This is a genomic window from Actinophytocola sp., assembly GCF_035634895.1.
Classification (GTDB): Bacteria; Actinomycetota; Actinomycetes; order Mycobacteriales; family Pseudonocardiaceae; genus Actinophytocola.
In genome coordinates, this window is sequence record NZ_DASQCC010000035.1 from 72,507 (window position 1) to 97,905 (window position 25,399).

Consider the following 25,399-nt stretch of genomic DNA (forward strand, 5'->3'; position numbering starts at 1 on the left):
AGACTTGCCTGAGAGGATCAGAACGAATCGGCCATTCGTGGTAGCCGCGGGGCGCCGGTCAGCAGGTCGAGCACCCTCGCGGCCGCGAGGTCGCCCTCGATGAGGCCGCCGCGACGCAGCATGGCCGTGTCCGCCGATCCCGCGTACCAGGGACCGAGCGCCCTGGCCGGGAGCCGGACCGTCCCGTCACCGCCGGGCTCGCAGACGACCTTGCCGCCGTCCACGACCAGCCGGTGCCTGCCGGCCTGCCACGGCGCGTGCTCGTCAACCACCTCGATGTCCACGCTGGTCGGTGTCAGGTGAGCGGCGTTCGGCCAGCCCCGCGCGGCGACCGCGGCCGGCAGGTCCACCACCCGCAGCATCCACGGGTGGTTGTGCACGTCGTGCACCACCGGCAGCGCCATGAGCAGCTGCCACCAGCCCGGGTCGTTGATCCGCAGCGAGATCTCCTCCGAGGTCCCCGCCCAGCGACCGAGGTTCGCGAACAGCCCCAGCGCGGTCTCCCGGTCGTCGGCGACGAGGTCATGGACGACCACCTTCTCGAACTCCGACCGCTCGCCGGTCAGGTAACCGCGGACCGTGCCGTCCACGCCCGGGATGATGTCGACGATGTCCAGTTCCAGCAGCTTCTCGGGTTCGAACGCCGCCGTCGACCGGTCGAGCATGCCGTCGACGGTCCGCGCGAACCGGAGGTAGCAGTCGTGGATGGCCGCCAGGTCCGACTCGGTCGCGCGACGCAGGAGCGGGCGCTCGGCGGGTTTGGGCAGCAGGGCGAACAGCTCCGGGCGCAGCGCGACCCGCTCGTAGTTGCCGGTCTGCTCCCAGCCGCGGCCGCGGTAGAGCGACGGGACCGTCGGGTACAGCGCCGAGATGCAGTCCCCTCGGTCCCGCATCTCGGGCATGGCCGCGTCGAGCAGGGCGGTGGCGACACCCCGTCCCCGGCCCGCCGGCGCGACGGCGACGCTCGCGAGGCCACCCATCCGCACCGCGGAGCCGCCGAAGAACTGCCGGTACTCGCGGACCTTGAGGGTGGCGGCGATGCGGCCGTCCAGCTCGGCCACCAGGCCGTACCAGCCCGGATATTTCGACCACAGCCGTTCCGGCACCGGTTCCCGCGGTCCGCCGAAGGCGATCCGCCCGATCTCGTAGATCTGCTCGTCGTCGGCATCCCGCGGCGGGCGGATGATCACGTCTGCGCTCCTATGACCAGTCGAAGAATCCCCGGCCAGTCTTACGGCCCAGCTCACCGCGCGCCACCTTGTTTCGCAGCAGCTCCGGCGGGGTGAAGCGGGGGCCGAGTTCCTTGGTCAAGTGCTCGGCGATGGACAGGCGCACGTCCAGCCCGACCAGGTCGGTGAGGCGCAGCGGGCCCATCGGCCAGCCGTAGCCGAGGCGCATGCCGGTGTCGATGTCCTCGGCGGAGGCCACGCCCTCCGCCAGCATGCGGATGGCCTCGAGCCCGACCGCCACACCGAGCCGGGAGGTCGCGAACCCTGGCGAGTCGCGGACCTCGATGACGGTCTTGCCCAGCGACTCGGCCCAGTCGTGGGCCCTGACCACCTGGGCCGGTTCGAGGTCGTCGTGCACGACCAGCTCCAGGAGCGCCTGCACGGGCACCGGGTTGAAGAAGTGCATGCCGATGACGTCGTCGCCGAGACTCCTGATCGACAGGGAGGATGTGTTGGAGGCGAGCAGGGCGTCCGGGCAGGCCTTGCGGACGTCGGCGAGGACGCGCCGCTTGAGCGCGACGTCCTCCGGTACGGCCTCGATGACCAGCTCGGTCGTGCTGGGGAGCTGGTCGACGGCCGCGACGACGTCGAGGCGTTCGAGCAGTTGGCCCGCCGGCCTGTCGAGCTTGCCCCGCTGCTCGGCCTTGTCGAGCGAGGCCGCCACGGCTTCCTTCGCGGCCGCCGCGCGTTCCTCGCCTGCCTCGGCGACCGTGACGTGGTTGCCGGCGGCGAGAAGGACGTGCGCGATGCCCGCTCCCATGGTTCCGCCACCGACGACCGCTGCTTTCACGACCGCGCCCTACTTTCTTCTCGCGGGTGCCAACGGTTCGGTCCGCCGGCTCCGTTCACTCGACGACCTCGGCGGAGAACATCGCGACCAGCTCCATGCCGCCGATCTCGGTCAGGTTCGCGCCGGACGCCTGCCACTCGGGGGACGCGAAGGCGGTCTTCATGGCGTCCTTGGACTCGAAGTACAACTCGGCGATGAGGTAGGGCTCGTTGCTCTCGAGGAAGTTGGGCACGAACGTGCGGGAGACCTTGGCGATCTCCTGCCGCACCAGGCCAGGAACCTTGTCGATGAGCGGCTTGTGCGACCCGAAGTACGCCTTGTCGAACGCCTCGGCGTCGGCGGGCTGCTTGTACAGCGCGACATACTTGATCATGTGACACTCCTCGCGTTGGTCGCCGGACGAACTGTAATAGCTGGCGAGAAGGCACGATAGCGCCGTGCGGATCATCCTGCTGCGGCACGCGGAGAGCCTGGGAAACGTCGACGAGCTGGCGTACACGCGGACGCCGGACCACGCGCTGCCGCTGACCGTGCGTGGCGAGGTGCAGGCCCGGGCGGCCGGCGCGGCGGTGCGGGCGATGCCGCACGACCCGCCGCTGGCCGCGTACGTCAGCCCGTACGTTCGCGCGTTGCGGACGTTCGCACTGCTCGACGTGCCGACCGAACGGGTCGTGCCCGAGCCGCGGCTGCGGGAGCAGGACTGGGGGAACCTGCAGGATCCGGTGGAGCAGGAGCTGGAGAAGCGGCGGCGGAACGAGTTCGGGCACTTCTTCTACCGGCTGCCGCACGGGGAGTCGGGCGCCGACGTGGACGATCGCGTGGCGTCGTTCCTGAACGAGCTGGAGCTGCGGATCGCGAAGGACCCGTCGCACCCGGACACCGTGCTGGTGGTGTCCCATGGCCTGACGATGCGGTTGCTGTGCCGGCGGATGTTCTCGTGGAGCATCGACCTGTTCGAGTCCCTGTCGAACCCGCCGCACTGCGCGATCCGGATACTGGACCACGACGGCGATCGCTGGCAACTGAACGAGCCGTTCGCGCAGTGGCGCGACTCGCCGGACGGCACGAAGCAGCTATAGCAGGCGGATCCACAAGCAGACGACGGCCGTGTCGTCGCCGACCTCGTAGCCGCGGGCCGTCCAGTACCTCAGGTGTCCCTCCCGCCAGTGCTCGACCGAGCGGGCGCCCTCCCCCTCCGCGTCGGCGAACTCCCACGTGACTTCCCTGAATGGCACGACATCGACCCTGGTCACCTCGACCTCGGCGATCTTGTGCCGACCGTTGTCGAGCAGCGCGAGCCGCTCGCCGACGCGCTCGACCTCCTCGGACTCGGCCTCGTAGTCGTAGGCGAGAAGACCGGCGGTGGCCCGCTTGCGGCCGGTGAGGATGAGGTCGTTCAGCCTCTGACGCATCTCACCGGGGGTGCCCATCTCGAACGTGCGGAGCCCGTCGACCCGAAGCCACATGCCACGTGACGCTACAAGAGCGTCCGCCAGGCCACGGCGGTCCACGTTGCCACCCGATCTGTCATGTATGGGCGCGGAATTATCCGGAGATGAAAATCGTTCCCGAAAGAGGACGAAGATCGCCACTCCGTCATCGAGCCGGCGGTCACCAGCTACCCGCGAAGGGACAACGAGTCCAGTGGCACGCAACGAAGTCCGACCGATCGTCAAGCTCCGCTCGACGGCCGGCACCGGCTACACGTACGTCACGCGCAAGAACCGCCGCAACGACCCGGACCGGATGGTCCTGCGCAAGTTCGACCCGGTGGCCCGCGAGCACGTCGAGTTCCGCGAAGAACGCTGACGCGAACCGCCGGCACAGCCAGCCCACGACCGACCACCCGCCGGTTGAGCGTGGACAACCACCTCAACCGGCAACGGGTCGAACAACGCGGCAGCCGCCCCAACCGGCAACGGGTCGATGGACCTGGCAGGCGCCCCATCCGGCGCCCTATCCGGCGATGGCGCCAAACCAACCGACTGGGTCCATCACCCAGCGATGCCCGGCGCGCCCATCACCCAGCGGCGCCACGAAAAGCGATACCCAACCGGCGATGGGCCACCGCCTGTCCACTACTACCGCCTATCCACTACCACCGCGTCTGCACCGCGCCCACGCCTTCGCGGCGATCAGGCGATCAGGCCGCCCCGATAGGCCACCAACGCCGCCTGCACCCGGTTGACCGCCCCGATCTTCCCGAGCACCGCGGAGACGTAGCCCTTGACCGTCGCCTCCGAGAGGTGCAGCGCCCCGCCGATCTCCGCGTTGGACAGTCCTTGCCCGATGAGCGCCACAACTTCGCGTTCCCGGTCGGATAACGAGGACAGCAACCGGCGCGCCGGCTCGGCGGCACGTTCACCGTCCGCGACCGCGGACAGCACCCGCGCCGCCACCTTCGGATCCAGCACCGCCCCACCGCGAGCGAGGTCACGCACCGCCTTGATGAGCACCTCCGGCTCGGTGTCCTTCAGCAGGAACCCGCTCGCGCCGATGCGCAGCGCCTCCTGGACGTACTCGTCGACATCGAACGTGGTCAGCATGGCCACCACCGGCGGCTCCGGCAGAGCCCGGAGCTTACGCAGCGCGACGATGCCGTCCGCCGAACGCATCCGGATGTCGAGCAGCACAACGTGCGGCCGATGCTGCCGCGCGAAGTCGGCGACGTGCACGCCGTCATCACACTCGGCGACCACCTCGATGTCGCCGGCGCTGGTCAGTATTGTGCGAAGCCCTGAGCGGACAAGGTCTTCATCGTCCGCGAGCAGAACCTTTATCACGAACGCCTCCCCGACAGTGGGCGGTCATGGTGGGTCTACTTGACCTTCGGATTCTACCCCGTCGCCGTAAGTGACCAGCTGCTTTAGGCAGGACGCAGGGCGTCCTTCAGCTTGACCCGCGCTCCGCTGCGCATGACCGCGTTGGCGTAGATGCGTCCGGACAACCACACCAACGCCGGTATCAGCGCCAGCACGAGCCCGACCGACACGACCGCCTCCCACACCGGCACCCCGCCCATGGCGAGCCGCATCGGCATCAGCGTCGGCGCGAACACCGGGATCACCGACAGCACCTCCGCCAGCGTGTTGTCCGGATCGGACGGCAACACCGAGATGCCGATGACGTAGCCGACGATGACGAACATCAACGCGGGCGTGATCACCCCGCCGACGTCCTCCTGACGGGACACCAGCGCTCCCAGCGCGGCGAACACCAGCGAGTACATGACGAACCCGAGCAGGTACCACACGACCAGCCAGACCACCGTGCCGACGGCCGCCGACGTGGAGATCGACAACACGTCCAGTCCGAGCGCCGCGACGATGCCGACCCCGCCGATCACCACCATCTGCACGAGCCCGACGAACCCGATGCCGAGCACCTTGCCCGCCATGAGCTGCCACGGCCGGATCGTGGAGAGCAGCAGCTCGACCACCCGACTCGACTTCTCCTCGACCACCCCCTGGGCCACCATCTGTCCGTTCAGCAGCAACGACATGTAGATCAGGATGCCGGCGACGATGCCGAGCACCAGCTGCCCCGACTGGTACGGGTACGGCTTCTCCAACGGCTCGACGTCCACCGAGGCCTTCGCCACTGCCGCCTGCACCTGCGCGGGGTCGCCCCCCAGGTCGGCGATCGAGACGTTCAGCGCGACCTGTCCGGCGAGCACGTTGAGCGCGTCGCGCAGGTTGCCGTCGAGGTCCTTCTTGACGACGACCCGGAGCTTGCCGTCCGTGCCGTCACTGACGACCAGCGCGTCCAACGAGCCGTCGGCCACCTGTGACCGCCCGGCCTTCTCGTCGACGGTCTTCACGTCGACGCTCACACCGATCCGGCTCGCGGTCGCCTTGACCGGCTCGGCGAGCGCACCGGTCTGCGTCGTGACACCCACCGTCGCGTCGGAACCGCCACCGACGAGCTTCATCACCAACGCGAAGCCGACGAGCAGCACCAGCGTCGCCACAGTCGTGATGATGAACGCCTTGGAGCGCATCTTCGTCTTGACCTCACGGCTCGCGACGAGACCCACGGCCTCCCACGACCCGAGCCGAACATCCGTGTTGGTCATGCCGCGTCCTCCTCGGTCTCCTGCGTCACGACCTCGCGGTACAGCTCGGTCAACGACGGCCGTCGCCTGCTGAACTCGGTCACCGGCCCGGTCGCCAGCGCCGCGTGCAGCACCGCCTGGTCGTCGGCACCGTCGCCGAGCTCCAGCACGGTCCGGCTGCCCTCCTGCTCGCGCACGGTCACCCCGGCCAGTCCCGAGGCCCAGCCGTCCGCGGCGTTCGGCGCGACCACGACCAGCTCCGCCGCACCGCTCGACCGCAGCTCGTCGACCTCCCCGATCGTGACCATCTCGCCGTTGCGGATGATCCCGACGCGATGGCAGAGCCGCTCGACAAGCTCGAGCTGGTGACTCGAGAACACCACCGGGATGCCCTCGGCCGCCTTGTCGAGCAGCACCTTGCTCATCACGTCGACGGCGATCGGGTCGAGCCCCGAGAACGGCTCGTCAAGCACGAGGATGCTCGGGTTGTGCACCAGCGCGGCCGCGAGCTGCACCCGCTGCTGGTTGCCCAGGCTCAGGTTCTGGACGTCGTCACCCTGCCGGTGCGCGACACCGAGTCGTTCGGTCCATTCCGCCATCGATCGCTTGGCGTCCTGTGCCGACAGTCCGTGCATGCGCGCCAGATAGACCAGCTGCTCACCCACCTTCATCTTCGGGTACAAGCCACGCTCCTCCGGCATGTACCCGATGTGCCGGCGGGTGTCGAGCGTGATCCGCTCCCCGTCCCAGCGCACCTCGCCCGCGTCCGCCGCCAGGACGCCGAGCGTGATGCGCATCGTCGTCGTCTTACCCGCGCCGTTGCTCCCGACAAACCCGAACAGTTCGCCCGCACGCACGTCGAAGGTCGTGTTCTGCAGAGCAACCACGTCGCCGTATCGCTTGGAGATGTGGTCGATCTCCAGCCGCCCGTCACCCACCGCGGATTCCTCCCCTACCCAGCCGTTGGAGGAACCCTAGTACGGGGGATCAGTTCTGACGTAACGAACCGACGCTGAACCTCACCCCCTGATCGTCACGGCACTCCGCGTGCCAGCCAGCCGAGTTGGGCTGCCTGTCGCCGGCCGTGCCGCCGGCGCGCCGGACACGCTCCGCGGCCTCGTCGACGTCGGCCACCCGGAAGTACAGGTCGGGCGAGCCGGCGTGATCGACGAACACCCCGCCGGGCGGTGTGGAGTTCTCGATGTTCCACCCGTTCGCGTGAGAGCCGGGCGATAACTCCCAGCCGAGCACGGTCGCGTACCGGGTCCTGGCTTGTTCGTCCGCGACCGGGACGACGTAGTAGAAAAGGTCGCCTTCCGCGCATTTGGGATCGTCCTGGGCATATCCCTCGGCTGGCTGCCACAGCGCGAGGCCACCGTCCTCGGCAAGACAGCTCCATCCCGACTCCGACCGCACCGGGTCCGGCGCCACCCCACCCAGCTCACGCAACTTGGCGACGGCCACCGCGATGTCCCACACCTCGAAGTACAGCTCGGCTCTCGGTGGGCCCACACCGAGACCTCCTGCAGGCGAACTGCCGTCGATGTGGTCGTCGGACCGATAGTCCCAACCGAACACCGTCGCGTAGAAGGACTTGGCCCGCACCGGGTCTGGCGTGTGAATCGCGTAGTACATCGTTTCTCCTTTGTCATTCGGTCCACTGGTGCAGCGCCAGGTGCCAGTCACCGTCGCGCTGGACGAGCACCGTCGAGACCATGACCGACCGCGGCCGTTCGTCCTGTTCGTGCATCAGCGTGGCGTGGTGCGTGAACACCGCCGTCGACTCTCCGATGTGGACGATGTGCGGATCGGTCAGGTCGTACTTGTGGTAGACGGGATGGCCCGCCATCGCGGCGACACACTGGGCCTTGGTGTACGTGTTGCGCTCACCCGGAAAGATCAACATCGCCTCGTCGGTCAGGTTCCGCTGGAAGAACTCGACGTCCCCGCGTCCGATCGCGTCGAGGAAGTCCCCCAGCCGAGCCAGCAGCATCCGTTCCAGTGAGTGCCGGGCGAAGCCGGCTAAAAGCCCCGCCCAGTTCGCTTTCTCCCAGCCACCGTGCCGCACGACGACGCGGGTGCCGCCACGGACGGCCTCGAACCGCACGTCGACCTCAGTCCGCTCGGCGGGGTCGACGCCGGGCGGCCCGTAGCTGAAGGCCAACCTCGGCCCCGGTTCCCAGACCGACACGTGGCCGATCTCCGCGGCGCCCTGCATGAGCCGTCCGTCCTCGAAGCGAAGCTCACCTTCGCTGTCGCCCCAGAGCGAGCGATCCGCCCGCCACCATGCGGCGATGTCCCTGGTGAACAGGTCGAACGCGGTGGCGGGGTCGACCTCCACCTCGACCGTCACGTGGGCCTCGGTCATTCCTGTTTCCTCTTGTTCGCGTAGTCGGAGAAGGCGTCGAGCTGGTCGGTCCAGAACCCCTCGACCTGGTCGAGCCAGGCCCGGAGCGCCAGGAACGGCTCCGCCCTCAGTTGGTAGACGCGCACTCGCGCGTCCTCGTCGAGCGCACGCACCTCCACCAACCTGGAGGCACGCAGTACCCGAAGGTGACGGCTGATAGCGGGGAAGCTCATCCCCGCGGAGTCGGCCAGTTCCCCAGCCCGCTTGGGTCCCTGCCGTAACTCGTCGACCACCTGCCGCCGGATGGGGTCGGCGAGAGCTACCAGCACCTCGTCCACTTCAGTTCGCACGTTGATAACTATTAATGCTGTCGTTAAGTATGTCAAGTCGGGTGGGGTCCTGCCCCCGGACGTCGGGATTCGTCAGCCGCAGGGCCGGGCGACCGGCCGCCGCCCCGCCGCGTAGGCGGCCGGTGGAACGCCCATGAGCTGCCGAAACTCCGCCGTCATGTGCGACTGGTCGTAGTAGCCGGCGGACGCGGCGACATCCGCCCACCGCAGGTGCGGCGCCGTCGCGAGCACCCGCCGAACCCGCCCGATCCGCGCGAAGTGCTTCGGCGAAAGCCCAACGCCGTCGGCGAACAACGCCCGCAGCCGGCGCTCGCTGATGTGCAGCCGTGCGGCCGTGCCCGCGACGTTCCCGCCCGCCAGCAACTCCGCGGCCACCGCGACCAGACCGTCGTCAACGGACCGGTTCGCGACCGCCGCCACGAGCGCGTCGACCGGATCGTCCAGAAGGCGGCCGAGGTCCAGCCCAGGCAGCTCTCGTACCGGCACGGCGCGGTCGGCCAAGTCCCGCACCGGCCGGCCGAGTAACTCACCCGCCCGCCCCGGCCGCATGCGAATCCGCACACAAGAAGGCCCCGGCTCACCCAGGTGGTAGGCGGCACGGGTCCGCGGCCCCATGACGATGACCTCGCGCCGCGCAGGCGTCGTCCGAACGACGAGGGTGGTGGCGGAATCGGGCACGTCAACGACCGCCGCGCCAACCGCGGCGGTCATGTCGATCCCGGCCACCCAGGGCCGCAGCACGTCCGGCACCACGAACGAACTCACCCGACCAACGGTAGCCGCGACCACCGACAATGAGCTGTGCCGAAACTTCCTATAGCCGGATGGCGGGCGGTTGCGACAGTTCGCGCATGATCCTCGTTACCGGTGCCACCGGCACCATCGGCAAGACCGTCGTCCAGCTACTTGAGGAACGAGGCATGCCGTTCCGCGCCATGTCCCGCAACCCGAACGGCCTGCCCAACCCCGTCCGCGCGGACTTCGCGAACCCAGCGTCACTGACCGAGGCGGTAGCCGGTGTCGACACGGTTTTCCTGGTCACCGTGCCACCCACCCCGTCACCGGCGCACGACCTCGCACTGCTCGAGGCCGCCAGCACGGCAGGCGTCGCCAAGATCGTGAAACTGTCGGCCATCGGCACCGGCGAGCGGTTCGAGGGGGCGGTCGTGGGGGCCGCGCACCTGGCCGCCGAGCAGGCCATCGAGGAGAGCGGTCTGGCATGGACGATCCTCCGCCCGACCAGCTTCTCGTCGAACTTCCTGTCCTTCAAAGAACTGATCAACGCCGGCGAGCCGATCCCGGACATGCTCGGCCCGACAAGACAGGCCGTCGTAGACCCACGCGACGTGTCGGCGGTCGCGGTGGAGGCACTGCTGGATGACGCGCATGACGGACAGAGGTATGACCTGACCGGCCCTGAGCTGCTCACCTTCGCCGACCAGGCGACGATCCTGGAGCGCGTGCTGAACCGACCGGTGAAGACCGTGGAGGTCGCCGCAAGACCCCACCTCGATGCGGCCGGCATGCCCCCAGAGGTGATCACGACGATCACAACGGGCGTTGGTTGGGCCCGCTCGGGCGGCGCCGCGTACGTGAGTGACCAGGTCAGCCGCATCCTGGACCGCCCGGCCAGGACGTTCGAACAGTGGGCAACGGATCACAAACCCGCGTTCACAGTAATGCGGTGACGCCCCGCTCCTGCCGGCCGCTAGGCTGTCAGGTAGCGCCCTCGTAGCTCAGGGGATAGAGCGTCCGCCTCCTAAGCGGCAGGTCGCAGGTTCGAATCCTGCCGGGGGCACAAACCGTGTTTGACCAGCGATAATTGCATCTGGTCGAACACGCGCGTTCGCTAGCGCAGCGCTCAGTGACACAACAACTGGAGCATGCGCCCATGACCACCGCGCCCGACCCATGGCGACTCTTCACCGCCTCCTGGGAAGCCGACCTCAAGTCCGGCAACAAGTCCCCCAACACGATCCGCATCTACCTCACTGCTGTCGCCCAGCTCCGCGCCTGGCTCGACCGCACCCAGCCCGACCCCGTCGACCCCGAGGACGTCACCCCCGACAACATCCGCGGCTCATCGGCGACGTGATCGAACGCACCAGCGCGGGCAACGCCCACACTCAGTACCGCAGCCTGCGCACGTTCTTCGGGTGGCTGGTCCGCGAGGACGAGATCGACATCAACCCGATGGACAAGACCACCGCCCCCATCGTGCCCGAGCAGCCCGTGCCGATCGTCCGCGACGACCTCACCGGCAGCCTGCTCGGCACCTGCCAGGGCCGCGACATGATCTCCCGCCGCGACGCCGCGATCATCCGGCTGCTGCTTGACACCGGGTGCCGACTCGGCGAGCTCGCCGCGCTCAACGTCGACGACGTCGACTTCGACCTGTCGGTGATCAACGTGGTCGGCAAGGGCCGCCGCGGTCGGGCGATCCCGTTCGGCGCGAAGACCGCGCAGGCGCTCGCCCGCTACATGCGCGTGCGGGCGAAGGGAAGCACGCCGGGCACGCAAAGCTGTGGCTGTCGGACCGCAACCGGGGGCCGATCCAGCCGGACGGCAACGCGATCCGGCTCATGCTCGCCCGCCGCTCCAGCTCGCTGGGGACGCACGTGCACCAGTGGCGACACACGCTCGCGCACATGGGGCTGAAGGAGGGCGGCGACCCCACCGCCCTGATGCGGATCATGGGGTGGAAGTCGTCCCAGATGCTGCACCGGTACGGCGCGTCGGCGGCCGACGAGCGGGCGCACCACGCCCACCGGAAGCTCGCGCTCGGCGACCGGCTCTAACGCCGGTGACATGGGTGCGCTGCGCTAGCGGTATGGCCGCCGCAAAGAACATGACGCCGGAGCAGCGCACCCTCCGCGCCCAGATCGCCGCCCACACCCAGTGGGCCAACGAGTCCAACCGCACGGCCCGTACGGCTGCCGCCCGCAAGGCCGCCGCGGACCGGTTCGAGAAGCAGGTCGACCCGGACGGGCTGCTGGCGCCCGAGGTGCGGCGGCAGCGTGCCGAGTCCGCCCGTAAGGCGCATTTCCGGCGCATGGCCGCCGCCTCGGCGAAGGCCCGCCGGGCGAAGAAGGCCGTCAGCGATCGGTCGGCACGGCCGACAGGTGGCGCCTGGTCGGCCTGACGCCCATGGCTCGGTCGCCGCCGACCGCGATCGGGGCCGCGACCACCGCCGGTGGCGCGAGCACGGCGAGTGCTTCGGTCATGGCTTGGAGTCCGTCGGGCATAGATAGGCCGGGCCGGATGTCAGCGGCGAACATCGGCGACTACCTGTCGACCGGAACACCAGCCGGAACCCTGTCCGGGATGACAACCCAGGACGCCAAGCGTTGGCTCGCCCAAGACCAGGAGCTGTTGCAAACCTGCACACTCACACCCGACCAACTACCAGGTACCCCAACGCGATGACGTTCCTCGTCGTCGTGCGGGTCACTCCGTCGCGACGCGCAGCTCACGGAAGGCGGCAGCCAGGTCGGGCGCCTGGTAGTGCGCGTTGAGTCCGCTCGGATTGGGCAGCACCCACAGTCGCGAGTCGGCGATCCGCTCGTCCTGTTCACCCATCTTCGCCTTTGGACGATCGAAAGCGGTGCGGTAGGCGGAGATGCCGACCACGGCGACGGTCCCCGGCAGGTATCTGGCCACCAACGCCGTCAACGTCTCCGCGCCTGCCCGTAGTTCGTCACGCGTCAGCTCGTCGGCGCGGGCGGTGGCGCGAGGGACGATGTTCGTCACGCCAAGCCCGTAGGTCAGCAGTTCGTCCTGTTCCGACGGATGAAGCTGACGCGGAGTGAACCCGGACTGATGCAGGGCGGGCCAGAACCTGTTGCCAGGACGGGCGAAGTGATGTCCGGTCGCCGCGGAGTAGAGGCCGGGGTTGATACCGCAGAACAACACGGAAAGGCCAGGCGCGACCACGTCCGGCAGGGTCTTCGCGTGTGCGGCGGCCAACTCGGCCGCGGTGGGATTTGGCACGTCAGGGCAGTTTACGGTCACCAGTCGGCCGCGCGTGCCATGAGCAGGTCCCGGGCACGCACGATGTGCGGTTCGGCGAACGCGCCGGTGCGGACCGCGAGATAGATGGTGTTGGTCGGCAGCTCACCCCGAATGATCACCTCGCGCAGCTCACCCGTCGCGAGCTCGTTCTCGCACAGGTATCTCGGCAACACGGTCACGCCTGCGCCGGCGAGGGTCGCGGTCAGCACGGCCCGCAGGTCGGGCACCACGACGACCGCGTTGCCGGGCGGCGGCGTCTTGTACACGGTCTGCCAGTAGCGGCGAATGAGCGGAAGGTCCTCGGCGTACGCCACCCAGGGAGCGTCGCCGAGTACGCCGGACGTGTCCGGGTAGTACCAGCGCTCCGCCGCGACGATGGTGAGTTCCTCGACGTGCAGCGGCGCGAAGACGATGCCGCGACCACGTGGACGTACCGAGGAGATCACCAGGTCCAGCCCGCCCTTGGCCAACTCGTCGAGCAGGTCCTCCGGCGCGCCGAAGGTGGCTCGCAGCGCGGTGTCCGGCAGTTCGACCAGAGCCGGCACCACCTTCAGGCTCATGAACTCGGCGGGGCCACCGACGTGCAGCGCGACCTTGCCGCCCACGAAGTCGCCGACGGCGGCGACCAGGTCGTCGAGCGGGCCGGCGAGCCTGCGGGCGAGGTCCTCCCCCGCCGCGGTGGTCGTGACACCACGTGCGTGCCGGTGGAACAGCGGTTTCTTGACGGTCTTCTCCAGGGCCTTCAGCTGGGCGGTGACGGCGGGCTGCGACAGGCCGAGGAGTTGCGCCGCGGCCGTCACGGAGCCGGCGCGGTGCACGGCCAGGAAGGTTCTGAGCAGGTCGAGTGAAGTCATCAGGAAACTGATAGTAAGCCACACACGTCCTATTGGCGACAGATACCTCCTTCATGGCAACCTGTCCTCATGAAAGCAATTCTGCTGGCCCTGACCAGCCACGATGACCTGGGCGGCGGTCGCCCGACCGGTTTCCACGTGCCGGAGGCCGCGCATCCCTGGCGCGTCTTTCGCGACGCGGGCTTCGCCGTCGACCTGGTGAGTGTCCGCGGCGGACGACCACCCATGGATGGCTTCGACGGGAAGGATCCGACGCAACATGAGTTCGCGCATCTCCCCGACCTCGCGGCGACGCGACGAGCCGCCGACGTCGACGCCGTCGGCTACGACGGGATCTTCTACGTCGGTGGTCACGGCACCATGTGGGACTTTCCGAACGACGCCGATCTCGCGCGCCTGGGTCGCGACATCTACGAGGCGGACGGCGTGGTCGCGGCCGTGTGCCATGGCTTATCCGCGCTGGTCAACCTGACCTTGTCGAACGGCTCGTACCTGGTCGAGGGCAAGGAGGTCTCGGCCTTCACGAACGCCGAGGAGGACGCGGTTCACCTGGGCGATGTGGTGCCGTTCCGACTACAGACCGCGCTGGAGGACCGCGGCGCCAAGCACGTGGCCGCGCCGAACTTCGAGTGTCAGGTGTCGGTATCCGAGCGCCTGGTCACGGGACAGAACCCGGCGAGTGCGACACGAGCGGCAGAGGAGGTGGTGCGCCTGATGACCAAGGCAAACGGCTAGCCACCTTCGCGCGCTGGTCTTGTAGACGAGGTCGGATCTGTTGCCGCCTGTCCATATGAAGCTGTCGGGCGAACGGGTTCTGGTGATGTGCCGGCTCGGCGGCAAGCCCGTACGGACGGCCATCGGCACCGTGGTGGGCGAGCGGCGGGGTGCTCGCGCGGGCGTTGCTGGACTCTGTATTGCCGCAAGTGCTGCTGCAGGGCGTGTTCCACGCCGATCCGCGTCCGGGGAACGTGTTGCTGCTCGCCGACGGTCAGCTCAGTCTTCTGGACTTCGGCTCGGTTTCTGGGCTTCGGGTCGGTGGGCAGGGTGGACGCCGAGTTGCGTGGAGGGCTGCGGAACGTGCTCGCGGCCGTCGACCGGGTTCGCCGGCCGGGCTGTGGGACGGATTGCTGAAGATCGTGGACCGGCCGGACTAGATCGACGAACAGCGGTTGGAGCGGGCGCGGTCGCGTTGATGGCCAAGCTCGTCTCGCAGGCGCAGCGCCTCGGCACCTTCACCTATCTGTTCCCGGGTCGTGGCGGAGTTCCGGCTGACGGTTCCGCCTGCGATCGTCGCGGTGTTCCGGGCGCTCGCGACGATGGAGGGCGCGTGCGTTCTGTCGCTGGGTTCAACATCCTGGTGAAGTCCCGTGGGTCGACGGTTCCGCGGGTTCCGCGGGTCCGAGGGCTCTGGGGGTCCGAGGGCTCTGGGGGTTCCGTGGCGGCTCGTCGGCGAGCGCATGCAGCCGAACTCCCTGCGGCACGCGGCTGCGGAGGAGCGGATGCCTCTTCCCCCGTGCGCCTCGGCGGCTTGACAGTGCGACGTCCGCGCTGGCGCGGTGTCGGTCGACGTGCGGCCCTGCGGCCTGCCAGGCACGACCTTTGGCGGGTCAACGGCAGCGCACGACGGCGGATGCGGCGGATGCGGCTGACCATGGCCTGGAGTAGGTGGCTGAAGGTCACTGAGATGTCACTGATAGCTAAGGGAGTGTCGCTGCGACCCGAAGGGTGTGTCGAGGAGCACACTTTTCGAGAAGGAACTTTGGATCGGGAGGTTTGAACGTGATTAGGGGGGTTATTCCCCGAATCTCGCCGGGTGGTGTGTCCGGCGACGCTGCATGGTGACTTGCTGAGGAGGTCCCCAGTGGACTCACGGGGCATCTGCTCCGCATGGGTGGTCTGTGCGACCCGCATGGGGTCGACACATCGGCTTGCGACATACGGGATGATGGTGTGGTGAGTTCAGAGCCGTTCCAAGACGCTGGTCCTGTCCAGCCCGCCTCGCCGGGACTGTCCGTTCTGGTGGAACCGCACGGCGCTGCCGTCGTGCTGAACGTGGCTGGGGAGATCGACCTGGCCACGGCTCCCCAGCTCGGGGAGTCCATCAATGCCGCCATGGAACAGCGGCCCGAGACACTGGTCGTCGACCTGAGTGACGTCGACTTCCTCGCGTCCGCCGGCATGGCGGTCCTGATCGGCTGCCATCAGCAGGCCCAGGGCAACCTCCGGTTCCGGATCGTCGCCACTGGTAGTGCCACGTTCCGGCCGATGGAACTGACCGGGATGACAGAAGAGATCTCGATCTACCACACTCGCGATGAGGCACTGGCCGCCGACTGAATGACCAAGCCGGTCGTGCGAGTGGTGACCGGGGGCTGAAAGTTGGGAGCTTCGGCCGTGAACCTGGGGCAGCAGGACCTGGACAGCGTCCCGGAGGGGGACCTGCACTTCAGGGTTCCTGCTGTGCCCAGCCGGCTCGCCGGCTTGCGGCATGCGCTCGCCGAGTGGGCCACGCGGATCGGGTTGCCGGAGGAGGACACCGAGGCGCTCGTGCTCGCGAGCTACGAGGCGATGGCGAACTCCGTTGAACACGCATACCACGACCAGACACAAGGCCTGCTGGATCTCAAGGCGCGGCTGGACGGCGCGCAGTCGCGCGTCGTCGTCACCGTGACCGACTACGGGCAGTGGAAGCCACCACAGCTGAGTGGTGGGCTGCGGGGACGCGGCCTGTCGCTCATCCAGGGGCTTACGAACACCTCGACGATCACACCGACTGCCGGTGGCACCACGGTGACGATGTTCTGGCCGTTGCCCGCTGCCGAGAAGTAGCCGGCTCCTCGGCGGAGTTCGGACGCCCAGGTTCGGTGACGACCATCCACACGGGTAGGCCAATTGCCTCCGACCTAGACCGGGCAGCAGCAGGGACCGAGACCTTTGGAAGAAGGCACCGCGCCGTAATGTCCACTGTGGACTTTCCTGTGAACGGCGGCCGTGGCGGTATGTCCGTGTGCAATACCCGGTGACGGCTGGGGCACAATCGACGGGTGCGGGCTGAGCGGCTGGTGGCGTTGCTGTTCCTGTTGCAGCAGCGGAAGCGGGCGACCGCCGCCGAGTTGGCGGCGGCACTCGAGGTGTCCGAGCGGACCGTGTACCGGGACGTCGAGGCGTTGCTCGCCGCCGGTGTGCCACTGTGGACCGAGCAGGGGCGGGCCGGTGGCATCCGGCTGCTCGACGGGTGGCGTTCGCGGCTGGACGGGTTGACCGGTCGGGAAGCCGCGGCGATCTTCGCGATGCCGTCGCTGCTGGCGGACGTGGGATTGGGGTCGGCGTTGTCGGCCGCGCATGCGAAGGTGCTGGCTGGGCTGCCGGCGGAACTGCGGGAGTACGCGTCGCGGGTCGCTTCGCTGTTCCACCTCGACGCGCCTGGGTGGTTCCAGCAGGCGGAGTCGGCGTCGCAGTTGACGGTCGTCGCCGAGGCTGTGGCGGGGTCTCGGCGGCTGCGGATGGAGTACCAGCGTGGGTCGACGGTGGTGACGCGGGAGCTGGATCCGTTGGGGCTGGTGGTGAAGGCGGGGGTCTGGTACCTGGTCGGGCGGGTCGGCGACGACATCCGGACGTACCGCGTGGCCCGGGTCGTGTCAGCCGAGGTGTTGGCCGATTCCTTTGACAGACCGGCGGATTTCGTGTTGCCGGCCTGGTGGGACGAGGCTTCGGCACGGTTCGAGCAGTCGCTGTTGCGAGAGACGGTGCGGCTGCGGTTGAGCCGGCAGGCATTGAAGTTGCTACGGAGCGTGACCGATCCTGACGCGGCGGCGATGGCCGTCGCCACTGCGGGACCCCCGGACGGGGACGGGTGGCGGGAGGTGTCGCTGGAGGTGGAGAGCCTTCCGGTGGCGGCCACCCAACTGCTGTCGCTGGGGGTCGGCGTCGAGGTGGTGGCCCCGGAGGCGTTGCGAACCGCGCTCGCCGAGCTGGGGTTGGCGATCGCGGCTCGCAACACACCGGTCGAGGACCGGCAACGGAGAGACGCTCCGATGGGGCCTGCGTGACGGTCACGTGGAGTGACCTCGCCCACTGATCGGCTGGGAGCGCGGGACACGGCAGCTGGCACGAACGCGCACGCAACGCCTGACGCGTGGGCTGGCACGCCGTCGGCCACGACATAGGAATCGCGCAAAAGCCAGGGCGGGCGAGGTTGCGACCCCTGGCACGAAAGAGCCCACAACACCTGATACGTGGGCTCGACACCCCGTCGGCCACGACATAGGAATCGCGCAAAGCCGGGGCGGGCGAGGTTGCGGCACCTCATGGCGCAAGCGGCGCCGGGCCCCGGGCGGCTAGAACGCCGTGGGCCGCGGCATGAGAAGCCGAGCGGAACTGCGGCATGCGAAGTCGAGCGAAACTGTGGCATGAGAAGCCGAGGGAACTGCGGCATGCGAAGTTGAGTGGAACTGCGGCATGAGAACGCGAGCGGGACTGCCGGGTGGTTGGGTAAGCAGTGCCCTGCGTGACCTGGGGGTCAGCGGTAGCCGGTTGCGTCGGCTGGTTTGCCCTTGCTCTCCACCTCTTCGATGTAGCGCCAGGCGTCTGGGCGGCTGCCGTCCTCGTCGGTGAAGTCGTATATCTTTGCCAGTTGGCCTGATGACAGGGACTGGCCGTTCCATCTCGACACATCTGGGTCCGCCGCCAACGCGGACGCGGCTCGGCCCACGAATGTCGGAGACTCGGAGATCACGAAATGGGGCACCCTGGACGTTGCCTCCCGCCAGTTTTCCTCTGTTACACCGAAGGCTTCCAGCATTGCCTCCGAGCGGAGCCAGCCCGGGGTCAGTGCTACCGCGGTGCAACCGTACGGCTTCAGCTCTTCGGAATGGCCCAGTGCCATTCGCTGGACGGAGGTCTTCACCAGGTCGTAGAAGAAGCCCGCATCGGCTCGGTACCGGGCGTTGTGCTCGGCTGTGCCGTCGGTCATCTCCACTACCAGACCGCCCGGGTTGCGGATCAACAGCGGTAGTGCGTAATGGCTGGTGATCGCGTGGGTTTCCACTCCCAGCCTCAGCATTCGCAGGCCGCCCTCCAGGGAGTGTTCCCACATTTTCTTTCCGAACGTCAAGTACACGTCGCCGCCCCAGATGTCGTTTACCAGAACATCCAGGCGGCCTTGTTCTTCGTCTATTCTCTCGATCAGGGACTTCACCTGGGGTGGGTCCAGGTGATCTGCTCGGACCGCTATTCCCTGCCCGCCCGCCGCCGTTACCAGGTCCGCCGTCTCCTCGATTGTTTCCGGGCGGTTCATTTCTGAGCGTTCCGCTCTCGTGGTCCGCCCTGTCGCGTACACCGTCGCGCCTCGGCGGCCCAGCTCCACCGCTATGGCCCTCCCCGCCGCCCTTGACGCGCCCGCCACCAACGCCACCTTGCCCTTGAGGTCATCCATGGCTTCTACCGTGCCGCCCAAACCTGACAACCGCTGACAAGGTTTCGTCTGGGGTCACCCTTCGTCACCCCGATCGGCCATTTGGGTAGACAACCAGCGTGACCGCGTTCTCGCTCTGAGTTCGATCTAGTGTCGGTGGTGGTGGGTCGTGCGCGTTCGGCGTACGGCCTGTCCCACGTCGGAGGCAAGGGCGGCATGAATGCGGCAGGTGGGGTTTCGCGACGTACTCGCGGTGCGTGAGTCTCGCGCGCCCCGGGCCGGGAACCCGCCCTCCGTCGCCGGTGACGGGTTTGCTGGGGTCGGGCTCGCCATCCTCTTCGACGCCGGCTCCGTCGGGTGGACCGCGGTCACACACCAACCTGGTCGCGGTTGGGGCGCCGCTCGTTGTCTGCCTCCACCCGGCACTCGTCGTGGTCGTGTTGCTCTGGATGACCTCCGGGGCCCGCGCCACGGCATACTTGATTCTCGCGCAGGCGGCATTCGTGCTCGGCGTGCCCGACCTCCGTCGGGGTGCCGCGTCGGGGATCGCCGACGCGGCCGATCCTGTCCTCGCGGTCGCAACCGGAGGTGTTGCCGGCGTGGTGTTCACCGGGATGTTCAGTTCGTCGTGGCTTCGCGCCCGGACCCGGCAGGGGCGGTCCGCCCAGGCGGCCGGGCGCGAGACCGACGATAAGGGTGATGTCACCAGTCACGGTTCATCATCACAGGCACCTCCTCAAGCAGGGACTGCCAAGCACGACGTTGACGGTGCGGGCCTGGCCAACGCGGATCACGTAACGGCCGCGGGCCAGGAGGAGGGGCTCACCAGTCGCGGTTCATCATCTGAGGCACCTCCTCCCGAGGGGACTGCCGCCGAGCACGGCAACGGGGGCGCTGACCAGGTCATTTTCGCCCAATCGGCCCAACCAGCATCCCTGTCGACCTCTGAGCGGTCCAGGGCACCTCGTCGCTGGGCGCTATGGGGCGAGTCGCGACGGGTGCTCGTATTCATCCTGTTCGTGGAGTTCGCCGCTGTCGCGTTGACCGCACTACTGGCCTCCGCGAGCACCGTCGACGGCGACACCCTCGTGACGCTGGGCGTCATCATCGGCCTCGGCGTCGCGATGGGCGAGGCGACCCGGCACGTCGAACGAGTGCGACGGCGGTTCACCGACACCCCGCACGTCAACCTGACCTCGGTGTGGACGTTCTCGGCGTCACTCGTGCTGCCACCGACGCTCACCCCGATCGTGATCGTGGCGCTCTACGTGCACCTGTTCTGGCGCAGCTGGTACCGGGTACGCAGCGTGCACCCGTACCGGCTGGTGTTCACCGCGTCGACGGTCACCCTCGCGGCGTTCGTCGCGTGGACGATCCGGCACCTGCTCGCCCCGGCCGACGTCGCCGACTGGCGGACGCCGGGCGCGGTGCTCGCGATCGCGGTCGCGTTGGTCGCCTACTCGGCGACGAACTCCGGCCTGGTCGCGTGCGCGATCACCCTCCACGAGCGCGAGTGGGACACCCGCCGCGCGCTCGGCACGTTCAAGGAGTCCGCGCTCGAGTACGGCACGCTCGGGCTCGGCGCTATCACCGCGCTGCTGCTCAGCTTCAGCCCCGCATGGGCGGTCATGATCGTGCCGGCGCTGCTCGTGCTGCACAACAGCGTGCTGATGCGGCAGCTGGAGGAGGCCGCGTCGACCGACCAGAAGACCGGGCTCACCAACGCGACCGCCTGGACGAACCTCGCGAGCGCGGAGATCCAGCGGGCGGCACGTGACGGCACGAAGGTCGGCGTGCTGATGATCGACCTCGACCACTTCAAACAGGTGAACGACCTCCACGGCCATCTGGTCGGCGATCGCGTGCTCCAGGCGGTCGCCGACGTGCTGATGACCTCCGCGCGCCGCTACGACGTGGTCGGACGCTGGGGTGGTGAGGAGTTCGTCGTCCTGTGCCCGGAAGTGACGAAGGACACGCTGCGCTCGATCGCGGAGCGGATCCGGGGCCAGGTGCGGGACCTGCGGGTGACCGCGGAGAACGCGGTCGTCGAGGGACTGACCGTGTCCATCGGCATCGCGCTGTACCCGGAGTTCGGGCCGGAGCTGCAGGACGTGCTACTGGCGGCGGACGACGCGTTGTTCGTGGCCAAGGACTCGGGCCGCAACCAGGTGCAGACGATCGTGGCGGCGATCAGCGACCTGAACGGCCGATAGCTAACGCTCGGACTGTGCCGCCAGGTAGGCGGCACGGGCCTCGGACAGGGTGCCGCGGTTGTCCTCCGCCCACTTCGCGAGTGGGAGGAGGGCCCGCAGCAGCGAGCGGCCCATCGGGGTGAGCTGGTACCAGGTCGAGCCGAAGCGGCTCGGGCGTTCGATCTTGACGACCAGGCCGTCGCGTTGCATGCGGTGCAACGTGTCGGTGAGCACCTTCTGTCTCAGTGGTCTCTCGTGGGTCACCCATCCGAGTCGCTCTTCGGTGTTGTTGATGTGTTCGAGCAACTTTGAGTAGGTCATGGGGCGGGCGGTGAGCGACGCCAGGACAGCGGTCACCCACTGACCGGACAGCACGCCCATGGCCTCGTGTATGCCGTGCCGATATGGCAGGCCTTCGTCAGCCATCGTTTCTCCACGCCTCGACGCCCCTGCGGATCTCAAGTGTGCCCGATCGGCGACGTTCCGTGTTCCCCCGGCCACGTTAGGCCAAACGAGTGAACAGATCTCAACATAATCGCAGGTCGAGACGACACACCTGAAGGTCGGCGGGCTACGCACCTTGCAGTGCGCCGGGTGTTCCCCTGTACGAAAGACCTGACCGCGGCAACTTCGGCTGCGGGTCGGGGAGCCGGGACGGCGGTGGCGCCAGACAATCCGAGCCGTGGGTGACCATCCTCATCCACGTTTGTCGGAGCCACCGCCGGCCTGCATTCCTTGGCCGCCTGAGCCGCCCCTCAGGCGGCCACCGTCTTTCAGTCGAAGTTCAGCAACCCCAGTTGCGTCACGGCGTCGGCGGCGAGGAAGAACCCCACGATTCCCAGGATCCAGCCCGTCGCGCCGACGGCGTGCTTGGCGAACCAGCCGTTCACCCTGGTGAGCAACGGTGTCACCCGGTCGGAGAGCGTGCGCCGCAGGACGAGCAGGGCGAGTGCGGGCAGGACCATGACCAGGCAGTACCCGGCCAGCACCGCGGCGGTGGTCGCCAGGCTGTACCCGGTGCCGGCCAGCAGGGCGATGGCGCCGAGGTACGGGAACATGGTCGCGGCCTCCAGCAGGCCCGCCGTCAACGCCAGCACCACGAGCGAACGCGGCGACGAGGCCGCCTTGTGGACGCGTTCCGTCCATTTCCTGCCCTGCTGCTGGCTGTCGTCGGGACGCCGCTTCGGGTCGAGCCGGAAGCTGAGCCCGAACAGCAGGACGCCGGCGGCCAGCTCGAGCCAGTACCCCGTCTCGCCGAGGGACGACGCGACGCCCTCCAACAGCGGGCCCGCGCCGAGCGCGATGACGAAGCCGAGCGCGAGGTAGAACACCGCGATCGTGGCGAGGTAGCCGACGAGTGGCGCCGCGCTCAGTCGCCCAGGCCGTAACAGCAGCAGGACCGGCACGAACAGGGTGCCGATGCTGGTGCTGTCGAGCAGGGCGAGGACAGCCAGCGACAGGAGCAGCGTCACGCGGTGAAGTTACAGGGCCGGCGCGACCTTCTCCGCGACAAGCTCGAACGAGTGGGCACGGTCTTCCAGGTCGTAGACCATGGTCGTGAGCATCAGCTCGTTCGCGCCCGTGCGGGACAGCAGGTTCTTGAGCTGCCGCTCGACGGTCTCCGGCGACCCGACGGCCTGGTCACGCCACCGGTCCTCGACGAACACCTTCTCGACCTCGTTGTACGGGTACTCGGCGGCCTCCTCCGGCGGCACGAGCGCCTCGGGCTTGCCCGTCCGCAGCTTGAGGAACGCCAGCGCGGACGGCCCGGCCAGCCAGTGCGCCCGCTCGTCGGTGTCCGCGCAGATCACGTTCACGGCGACCTTCGCGTACGGCTCGGACAGCCAGCGCGACGGCTGGAAGCTCTCCCGGTACAGCTGCAGCGCCGGCACGGTGTTGGTGGAGCTGAAGTGGTGCGCGAACGAGAACGGCAGGCCCAGCATGCCGGCGAGCTGAGCGGAGAAGCCGCTGGAGCCGAGCAGCCAGATGGCCGGCTCGTTGCCCTTGCCCGGCACCGCCTGGATGAGGTCGTCGTCGCCCTGGAAGTAGCCGATGAGGTCGCCCAGCTCCTGCGGGAAGTTCTCCGCGGACAGGCCGGCCATCGTGCGGCGCAGCGCGAGGGCCGTCCGCTGGTCGGTGCCTGGCGCGCGGCCGATGCCCAGGTCGATGCGGTCCGGGTGGAGGGCCTCGAGCGTGCCGAACTGCTCGGCCACGACCAGTGGCGCGTGGTTGGGCAGCATCACACCGCCGGAGCCCACCCGGATGGTGGACGTCGACGCCGCGAGGTGCGCGATGAGCACGGCCGGTGACGAGCTGGCGATGGAGGGCATGTTGTGGTGCTCGGCGACCCAGATGCGGCGATAGCCCAGGGCCTCGACCCGTCTGGCCAGCTCCGTGGTGTTGCGCAACGCGTCGGTGGCGGTGGCGTCGCGGGCGGCCGGGGCGAGTTCGAGCACGGAAAGCGGGGTCACGCAGTCAAGTAACCTCGCCGGGCGGTGGTTTCTTCCCGTTTACGGTTGTGCCCGTGTACGACTCACATGGCCTCGTGTTCCTCGTGCTCGTCGTCGCCGCGATCCTCGTCGCGACGGCTCTCGCCAGGCGGGCCGGGCTGCCGCTGCCCATCGTGCTGCTGGTCGCGGGCGTGCTGCTGAGCCTCACGCCGGCGCTGCGGGACTTCCATCTCGCCCCCGAGGTGGTCATCCTGCTGTTCCTGCCGGCGCTGCTGTACTGGGAGGCGTTGACCACGTCGCTGAGCGACATCCGCGCCAACCTGCGGGTCGTGGTGCTGGCGTCGGTGGTGCTGGTGCTGTGCACGGTGCTGACAGTGGCCTGGGTCGGGCACGCGATGGGGCTGCCGTGGCCGGTCGCGTTCGTGCTCGGCGCGGTGGTGGCGCCGACCGACGCGACGGCGGTGGCGGCGGTGGCCGGGCGGCTCGCGCACCGGCAGCTGACGATCCTGCGCGCGGAGAGCCTGGTCAACGACGGGACAGCGCTGGTGGTGTTCGCGATCGCGGTGGCCGTCGCGACCGGGGAGCGGGAGCTGACGTGGTACGGGCCGCTGGGCGACTTCGCGCTGTCGTACCTGGGCGGCGCGGCGGTCGGGCTGGCGGTCGCGTGGATGCGGCGGGCGGCGCACCGGCTGATGCAGGGGGTGACGGTGGCGGAGTCGGGGCTGAGCGTGCTGACGCCGTTCCTGGCGTTCCTGCTGGCGGAGGAGATCCACGCGTCGGGGGTGCTCGCGGTGGTGGTCGCGGGGCTGACGCTGAGCCAGTACGGGCCGCGGGTGATCACGGCGCGGACGCGGCTGCAGACGTACGGGTTCTGGCAGGTCACGACGTTCCTGCTGAACGGCGCGCTGTTCGTGCTGGTGGGGCTGCAGCTGAACGGCGCGATCCGGGATGTGGGCGGGGCGCTGTCGCACGCGGTGTGGATGGCGCTGGCCGTGGCGGGGACGGTGATCGTGACGCGGCTGGTCTGGAGTTACACGACGCCGTACGTGATTCGGGCGCTCGACCGGCGGCCGGCGCAGCGGGCGCGGCGGGTGGGGGCGCGGGCGCGGCTGCCGATCGCGTGGTCGGGGTTTCGCGGCGCGGTGTCGCTGGCGGCGGCGTTGGCCGTGCCCGCCTCGGTCTCGCACCGCAACGAGCTGATCATCGTGACGTTCGGGGTGATCCTGGTGACGCTGGTCGTGCAGGGGTTGACGCTGCCGGCGGTGCTGCGGTGGGCGCGGCTGCCGGCGGACCAGCGGTTGGAGGAGGAGTACGCCCTCGCGACGCGGCGGTCGGTGGAGGCGGGGTTGCTGGCGCTGCCGGAGGTGGCCGCGCGGTTGGGGGTGTCGGCGGTGGCGGCGGACCGGCTGGCGGCGGACTACCAGGCGAAACTGTCGCGGTTGTCGGGCGAGACGGCCGCGGATGCGGACGAGCCGGATGAGCGGGTGGAGATGGACTCGCTGCGGGACGCCCTGTTGCCGGTGAAGCGGGCGGCCGTGGTGCGGTTGCGTGACGAGCACATCATCAGCGACGCGGTCCTGCTGCGGCTCCAGGCGGTGCTCGACGCGGAGGAGTACCGAAACAACCCACCGACCACGATCGAGTAACCGCCGGACACGATCGGGTGAAGCTTGCACGAATGGGACTTTCGTCCGCCAGGGGGTCCCCCG

General features: G+C 68.8%; 31 protein-coding genes and 1 tRNA gene. 15 read left to right on the forward strand and 17 right to left on the reverse strand.

Translation table 11 applies throughout. From position 1 onward, the window contains the following. Positions 1-17 precede the first annotated feature (17 nt). The 3 genes from VET29_RS05855 to VET29_RS05865 are packed head-to-tail and all read right to left on the reverse strand — an operon-like array spanning position 18 to position 2,392. On the reverse strand, positions 18-1,190 hold the full coding sequence (locus VET29_RS05855; protein WP_324915616.1) for a GNAT family N-acetyltransferase: 1,173 nt from the start codon (positions 1,188-1,190) through the stop codon (positions 18-20). Between the two features lie 10 nt (positions 1,191-1,200). After that, the gene (locus VET29_RS05860; RefSeq protein ID WP_324915618.1) at positions 1,201-2,019 is read right to left on the reverse strand and encodes a 3-hydroxyacyl-CoA dehydrogenase family protein; all 819 of its coding nucleotides are present in this window, start codon (positions 2,017-2,019) and stop codon (positions 1,201-1,203) included. Positions 2,020-2,074: 55 nt separating this feature from the next. Continuing rightward, positions 2,075-2,392 carry an EthD family reductase gene (locus VET29_RS05865; protein WP_324915620.1) on the reverse strand — a complete coding sequence of 106 codons (318 nt, stop codon included), beginning with the start codon at positions 2,390-2,392 and terminating at the stop codon, positions 2,075-2,077. Between the two features lie 64 nt (positions 2,393-2,456). Between VET29_RS05865 and VET29_RS05870 the strand changes: the two genes are divergently transcribed. Next, a complete protein-coding gene (locus VET29_RS05870) occupies positions 2,457-3,098 on the forward strand; it encodes a histidine phosphatase family protein (RefSeq protein ID WP_324915622.1) in 642 nt (213 codons plus the stop codon). On the opposite strand, the gene VET29_RS05875 is transcribed toward VET29_RS05870, so the two are convergent. After that, on the reverse strand, positions 3,093-3,485 hold the full coding sequence (locus VET29_RS05875) for an ASCH domain-containing protein (RefSeq protein WP_324915624.1): 393 nt from the start codon (positions 3,483-3,485) through the stop codon (positions 3,093-3,095). The two genes, VET29_RS05870 and VET29_RS05875, sit on opposite strands and share 6 nt — an antisense overlap. 178 nt (positions 3,486-3,663) lie before the next feature. Between VET29_RS05875 and rpmG the strand changes: the two genes are divergently transcribed. Then, entirely contained in the window at positions 3,664-3,828 is a 165-nt protein-coding gene (rpmG, locus tag VET29_RS05880; RefSeq protein ID WP_324915626.1) for a 50S ribosomal protein L33, read from the forward strand. A 326-nt stretch (positions 3,829-4,154) separates the two neighbouring features. Here the strand turns inward: rpmG and VET29_RS05885 are convergent, their stop codons facing one another. From VET29_RS05885 to VET29_RS05915, 7 genes are all read right to left on the reverse strand, one after another. After that, positions 4,155-4,802, reverse strand: a complete 648-nt coding sequence (locus VET29_RS05885; protein WP_324915628.1) for a response regulator transcription factor — start codon at positions 4,800-4,802, stop codon at positions 4,155-4,157. A gap of 83 nt (positions 4,803-4,885) precedes the next feature. Continuing rightward, entirely contained in the window at positions 4,886-6,094 is a 1,209-nt protein-coding gene (locus VET29_RS05890; protein ID WP_324915630.1) for an ABC transporter permease, read from the reverse strand. Further along, positions 6,091-7,011: an ATP-binding cassette domain-containing protein gene (locus VET29_RS05895; RefSeq protein WP_324915632.1), complete on the reverse strand. Its 921-nt coding sequence runs from the start codon at positions 7,009-7,011 to the stop codon at positions 6,091-6,093. The genes VET29_RS05890 and VET29_RS05895 overlap by 4 nt, the downstream gene beginning before the upstream one ends. A gap of 49 nt (positions 7,012-7,060) precedes the next feature. Next, positions 7,061-7,708, reverse strand: a complete 648-nt coding sequence (locus tag VET29_RS05900) for a hypothetical protein (RefSeq protein ID WP_324915634.1) — start codon at positions 7,706-7,708, stop codon at positions 7,061-7,063. Positions 7,709-7,721: 13 nt separating this feature from the next. Next, positions 7,722-8,441, reverse strand: coding sequence for a DUF4440 domain-containing protein (locus VET29_RS05905; RefSeq protein ID WP_324915636.1), 720 nt, complete (start codon positions 8,439-8,441; stop codon positions 7,722-7,724). Continuing rightward, a complete protein-coding gene (locus tag VET29_RS05910) occupies positions 8,438-8,770 on the reverse strand; it encodes a metalloregulator ArsR/SmtB family transcription factor (RefSeq protein ID WP_324915638.1) in 333 nt (110 codons plus the stop codon). The genes VET29_RS05905 and VET29_RS05910 overlap by 4 nt, the downstream gene beginning before the upstream one ends. Before the next feature lie 72 nt (positions 8,771-8,842). After that, positions 8,843-9,535 (reverse strand): helix-turn-helix domain-containing protein, encoded by a 693-nt coding sequence (locus VET29_RS05915; RefSeq protein ID WP_324915640.1) that lies wholly within the window; start codon positions 9,533-9,535, stop codon positions 8,843-8,845. Positions 9,536-9,621: 86 nt separating this feature from the next. Here VET29_RS05915 and VET29_RS05920 point away from each other — a divergent pair, with 86 nt between their 5' ends. From VET29_RS05920 to VET29_RS05945, 6 genes are all read left to right on the forward strand, one after another. Beyond that, on the forward strand, positions 9,622-10,458 hold the full coding sequence (locus tag VET29_RS05920; protein WP_324915642.1) for an NAD(P)H-binding protein: 837 nt from the start codon (positions 9,622-9,624) through the stop codon (positions 10,456-10,458). A 37-nt stretch (positions 10,459-10,495) separates the two neighbouring features. Then, positions 10,496-10,568 (forward strand) — tRNA-Arg (locus VET29_RS05925). A gap of 93 nt (positions 10,569-10,661) precedes the next feature. Continuing rightward, positions 10,662-10,865, forward strand: a complete 204-nt coding sequence (locus VET29_RS05930; protein WP_324915644.1) for a hypothetical protein — start codon at positions 10,662-10,664, stop codon at positions 10,863-10,865. After that, the gene (locus VET29_RS05935) at positions 10,862-11,428 is read left to right on the forward strand and encodes a tyrosine-type recombinase/integrase (RefSeq protein ID WP_324915646.1); all 567 of its coding nucleotides are present in this window, start codon (positions 10,862-10,864) and stop codon (positions 11,426-11,428) included. The genes VET29_RS05930 and VET29_RS05935 overlap by 4 nt, the downstream gene beginning before the upstream one ends. Further along, the gene (locus VET29_RS05940) at positions 11,419-11,568 is read left to right on the forward strand and encodes a hypothetical protein (protein ID WP_324915648.1); all 150 of its coding nucleotides are present in this window, start codon (positions 11,419-11,421) and stop codon (positions 11,566-11,568) included. Before VET29_RS05935 ends, VET29_RS05940 begins: the two co-directional genes overlap by 10 nt. 32 nt (positions 11,569-11,600) lie before the next feature. Further along, the gene (locus tag VET29_RS05945; protein ID WP_324915650.1) at positions 11,601-11,912 is read left to right on the forward strand and encodes a hypothetical protein; all 312 of its coding nucleotides are present in this window, start codon (positions 11,601-11,603) and stop codon (positions 11,910-11,912) included. A 305-nt stretch (positions 11,913-12,217) separates the two neighbouring features. On the opposite strand, the gene mug is transcribed toward VET29_RS05945, so the two are convergent. Then, positions 12,218-12,760: a G/U mismatch-specific DNA glycosylase gene (mug, locus tag VET29_RS05950; protein ID WP_324915652.1), complete on the reverse strand. Its 543-nt coding sequence runs from the start codon at positions 12,758-12,760 to the stop codon at positions 12,218-12,220. Between the two features lie 17 nt (positions 12,761-12,777). Next, on the reverse strand, positions 12,778-13,635 hold the full coding sequence (locus tag VET29_RS05955) for a LysR family transcriptional regulator (protein WP_324915654.1): 858 nt from the start codon (positions 13,633-13,635) through the stop codon (positions 12,778-12,780). A 138-nt stretch (positions 13,636-13,773) separates the two neighbouring features. On the opposite strand from VET29_RS05955, the gene VET29_RS05960 reads away from it, so the two are divergent. The 5 genes from VET29_RS05960 (at position 13,774) to VET29_RS05980 (ending at position 17,684) form a co-directional block, all read left to right on the forward strand. Next, complete coding sequence (locus tag VET29_RS05960; RefSeq protein WP_324915656.1) at positions 13,774-14,370, forward strand: type 1 glutamine amidotransferase domain-containing protein; 597 nt, start codon at positions 13,774-13,776, stop codon at positions 14,368-14,370. A gap of 203 nt (positions 14,371-14,573) precedes the next feature. Further along, entirely contained in the window at positions 14,574-14,789 is a 216-nt protein-coding gene (locus VET29_RS05965) for an AarF/UbiB family protein (RefSeq protein WP_324915748.1), read from the forward strand. A gap of 799 nt (positions 14,790-15,588) precedes the next feature. Then, complete coding sequence (locus VET29_RS05970; protein ID WP_324915658.1) at positions 15,589-15,972, forward strand: STAS domain-containing protein; 384 nt, start codon at positions 15,589-15,591, stop codon at positions 15,970-15,972. Between the two features lie 57 nt (positions 15,973-16,029). Continuing rightward, on the forward strand, positions 16,030-16,464 hold the full coding sequence (locus VET29_RS05975) for an ATP-binding protein (protein ID WP_324915660.1): 435 nt from the start codon (positions 16,030-16,032) through the stop codon (positions 16,462-16,464). A gap of 215 nt (positions 16,465-16,679) precedes the next feature. Further along, positions 16,680-17,684, forward strand: coding sequence for a helix-turn-helix transcriptional regulator (locus VET29_RS05980; protein WP_324915662.1), 1,005 nt, complete (start codon positions 16,680-16,682; stop codon positions 17,682-17,684). Positions 17,685-18,154: 470 nt separating this feature from the next. Here VET29_RS05980 and VET29_RS05985 read toward each other — a convergent pair whose 3' ends face one another. Continuing rightward, on the reverse strand, positions 18,155-19,069 hold the full coding sequence (locus tag VET29_RS05985) for an SDR family oxidoreductase (protein WP_324915664.1): 915 nt from the start codon (positions 19,067-19,069) through the stop codon (positions 18,155-18,157). Between the two features lie 977 nt (positions 19,070-20,046). Between VET29_RS05985 and VET29_RS05990 the strand changes: the two genes are divergently transcribed. Beyond that, positions 20,047-21,261: a GGDEF domain-containing protein gene (locus VET29_RS05990; protein WP_324915666.1), complete on the forward strand. Its 1,215-nt coding sequence runs from the start codon at positions 20,047-20,049 to the stop codon at positions 21,259-21,261. Here VET29_RS05990 and VET29_RS05995 read toward each other — a convergent pair whose 3' ends face one another. From VET29_RS05995 to VET29_RS06005, 3 genes are all read right to left on the reverse strand, one after another. Then, complete coding sequence (locus VET29_RS05995) at positions 21,262-21,666, reverse strand: helix-turn-helix domain-containing protein (RefSeq protein ID WP_324915668.1); 405 nt, start codon at positions 21,664-21,666, stop codon at positions 21,262-21,264. Positions 21,667-22,013: 347 nt separating this feature from the next. Continuing rightward, on the reverse strand, positions 22,014-22,712 hold the full coding sequence (locus tag VET29_RS06000) for a GAP family protein (RefSeq protein WP_324915671.1): 699 nt from the start codon (positions 22,710-22,712) through the stop codon (positions 22,014-22,016). Between the two features lie 9 nt (positions 22,713-22,721). Then, positions 22,722-23,711: an LLM class flavin-dependent oxidoreductase gene (locus tag VET29_RS06005; protein ID WP_324915673.1), complete on the reverse strand. Its 990-nt coding sequence runs from the start codon at positions 23,709-23,711 to the stop codon at positions 22,722-22,724. 53 nt (positions 23,712-23,764) lie between these two features. Between VET29_RS06005 and VET29_RS06010 the strand changes: the two genes are divergently transcribed. Continuing rightward, a complete protein-coding gene (locus VET29_RS06010; RefSeq protein WP_324915675.1) occupies positions 23,765-25,336 on the forward strand; it encodes a Na+/H+ antiporter in 1,572 nt (523 codons plus the stop codon). Positions 25,337-25,399: the final 63 nt, after the last annotated feature.

What these genes read in the sequence shown, in the direction of transcription:
- VET29_RS05940 (WP_324915648.1), top strand. Translation starts at nt 11,419, where the DNA reads ATGGGGCTGAAGGAGGGCGGCGACCCCACCGCCCTGATGCGGATCATG.
- VET29_RS05920 (WP_324915642.1), top strand. Translation starts at nt 9,622, where the DNA reads ATGATCCTCGTTACCGGTGCCACCGGCACCATCGGCAAGACCGTCGTC.
- VET29_RS05865 (WP_324915620.1), bottom strand. Translation starts at nt 2,392, where the DNA reads ATGATCAAGTATGTCGCGCTGTACAAGCAGCCCGCCGACGCCGAGGCG.
- VET29_RS05985 (WP_324915664.1), bottom strand. Translation starts at nt 19,069, where the DNA reads ATGGATGACCTCAAGGGCAAGGTGGCGTTGGTGGCGGGCGCGTCAAGG.
- VET29_RS05955 (WP_324915654.1), bottom strand. Translation starts at nt 13,635, where the DNA reads ATGACTTCACTCGACCTGCTCAGAACCTTCCTGGCCGTGCACCGCGCC.
- VET29_RS05890 (WP_324915630.1), bottom strand. Translation starts at nt 6,094, where the DNA reads ATGACCAACACGGATGTTCGGCTCGGGTCGTGGGAGGCCGTGGGTCTC.
- VET29_RS05900 (WP_324915634.1), bottom strand. Translation starts at nt 7,708, where the DNA reads ATGTACTACGCGATTCACACGCCAGACCCGGTGCGGGCCAAGTCCTTC.
- VET29_RS05945 (WP_324915650.1), top strand. Translation starts at nt 11,601, where the DNA reads ATGGCCGCCGCAAAGAACATGACGCCGGAGCAGCGCACCCTCCGCGCC.
- VET29_RS05905 (WP_324915636.1), bottom strand. Translation starts at nt 8,441, where the DNA reads ATGACCGAGGCCCACGTGACGGTCGAGGTGGAGGTCGACCCCGCCACC.
- VET29_RS05930 (WP_324915644.1), top strand. Translation starts at nt 10,662, where the DNA reads ATGACCACCGCGCCCGACCCATGGCGACTCTTCACCGCCTCCTGGGAA.
- VET29_RS05995 (WP_324915668.1), bottom strand. Translation starts at nt 21,666, where the DNA reads ATGGCTGACGAAGGCCTGCCATATCGGCACGGCATACACGAGGCCATG.
- VET29_RS05875 (WP_324915624.1), bottom strand. Translation starts at nt 3,485, where the DNA reads ATGTGGCTTCGGGTCGACGGGCTCCGCACGTTCGAGATGGGCACCCCC.